This is a genomic window from Desulfuromonas sp. CSMB_57 (genome assembly GCF_020194955.2).
GTDB lineage: Bacteria > Desulfobacterota > Desulfuromonadia > Desulfuromonadales > Syntrophotaleaceae > JAFCIY02.
Genome location: NZ_JAFCIY020000092.1, coordinates 1 through 1,124, shown reverse-complemented (window position 1 = coordinate 1,124; position 1,124 = coordinate 1). Strand labels below are relative to the sequence as shown.

2 protein-coding genes and 1 pseudogene are annotated in these 1,124 nt (G+C 52.8%); 2 read left to right on the top strand and 1 reads right to left on the bottom strand.

Annotated features, from left to right (window positions below; translation table 11 throughout):
• Positions 1-184, bottom strand: a pseudogene (locus tag JQN68_RS14505) (UDP-N-acetylglucosamine 2-epimerase); the annotation flags it as partial.
• Between the two features lie 137 nt (positions 185-321).
• On the opposite strand from JQN68_RS14505, the gene relB reads away from it, so the two are divergent.
• Both relB and JQN68_RS14495 read left to right on the top strand, forming a co-directional pair.
• Positions 322-531, top strand: coding sequence for a type II toxin-antitoxin system RelB family antitoxin (relB, locus tag JQN68_RS14500; protein ID WP_225073951.1), 210 nt, complete (start codon positions 322-324; stop codon positions 529-531).
• On the top strand, positions 515-781 hold the full coding sequence (locus JQN68_RS14495; protein WP_225073952.1) for a type II toxin-antitoxin system RelE family toxin: 267 nt from the start codon (positions 515-517) through the stop codon (positions 779-781). The genes relB and JQN68_RS14495 overlap by 17 nt, the downstream gene beginning before the upstream one ends.
• Positions 782-1,124 lie beyond the last annotated feature (343 nt).

Below are 1,124 nucleotides of genomic sequence, written 5' to 3'. Positions count from 1 at the left end.
CCAGGATGTTGGTGCCTTCTTCGCAGGTGATGGGGCGTTCGGTGTTATGGCGCAGGGTGATGCAGGGTACGCCGAGGACGGTGGTTTCTTCCTGCAGGCCGCCGCTGTCGGTGAGCACCAGTCGGGCGGTCATGTTGAGATGGAGGAATTCCAGGTAGCCGAGGGGATCGGTGAGCCAGATGCCGGGGCCTTCGATGCGTTCCCCGGTCTAACGGTAAAAGAATCTCCGAATATCAAGCCTGAGCCCTTGCCGGTTCCCCCTTGCTCAATTTCGACCACTGTGTTTAAATTGTACAAAATGTTTAACAAGGAGAACTATTTATGATCGGACTTAGAGACCCCAGCCTGGAAGAACGATTGGAGCAACTCGCCAAAGAAACCGGCCGCAGCAAAAGCTATTATGTACGCTTGGCAATTCAGCAATTTTTGGAAGATCAGGAGGACTACCTTCTTGGCCTGGCTCGTCTGGAAAAAGGTGGCAAACGCTTCACCCTGAAAGAGGTGGAGAAACATCTTGATCTGGACAGTTGAATTCCAAGAGCAAGCGATAGAAGATTTGGAGCAACTCGACAAGGCCGTGCAAAAAAGGATTCTTCGCTATTTTGCGGAGCGTATCGAGCACAGCAGCGATCCAAGACAATTCGGCAAGGCTTTGACCGGCGGCAAAAAAGGCTTATGGCGGTACCGAATTGGAGATTATCGCGCCATTTGTGCCGTGGAAGACCACAGGTTGATCGTTCTGGTGCTTGCGGTTGGACATCGGCGAAAGATATATCAATAGTAGATAGGCTACCCCCAAATACCGCTTTTCCCCATCTGAACTTGTTCAACTGGGGCCCTTGGCCTCTCGATGAATCCAAGACGCTGTCACGTAAGTTGTCGATATGGCATCATAACCCGCCGTCCCCCGCGAAGGCCATGCCCTGCAATTGTCGAAATCCAAAGGGCGTTAAACCATGCGTTTGGACAAAAAGTAAGGCGTCCTGCGGGACCGGGGACGCGACCCGCGGTCTTGTCTTTGACCTTGGCCCTGAAAACTTTCCGACAAAAACCATAGAACCAGGTTCGCCGGTCCCGGCCGGCAGCCGGGTGACTTTCTTTGCTCGCCCAAAGAAAGTAACCAA

Excerpts from the sequence above, each read along its gene's own strand:
- relB (WP_225073951.1), top strand. The coding sequence starts at position 322 with ATGATCGGACTTAGAGACCCCAGCCTGGAAGAACGATTGGAGCAACTC.